This window comes from Achromobacter sp. SIMBA_011 (assembly GCF_046535435.1).
GTDB lineage: Bacteria > Pseudomonadota > Gammaproteobacteria > Burkholderiales > Burkholderiaceae_B > Achromobacter > Achromobacter dolens.
On the sequence record NZ_JAWRWN010001308.1, the window covers coordinates 1 to 232 of the forward strand.

At 67.2% G+C, this 232-nt stretch carries 1 protein-coding gene; it reads right to left on the reverse strand.

Translation table 11 applies throughout. From position 1 onward, the window contains the following. Positions 1 to 232 (reverse strand): hypothetical protein (locus SB816_RS35310; protein WP_410548663.1); only part of this gene is annotated, 232 nt, incomplete at both ends.

The window sequence follows — 232 nt, forward strand, 5'->3', positions numbered from 1 at the left end:
GTCGTAATAGGTGCGCGCGCGCGACCAGGGCAGCAGGCTCGCCAGATCCGCGTGCGCGGGCGTGGCGGTCAGCGCGCTCAGCGCCGTGCCGAGAGCAAAGCACGCCGCGACGCGGCGAGCAAAGTGATGGGGTCGACTGACGGAAAAACTCGCGAAGATTTTTGCGATAGCGTGGCCGGAAGCGTGGGTCGAGTGGCGTGTGGCGAGCGGTTTGTCACGCTGTGCGCGCTCT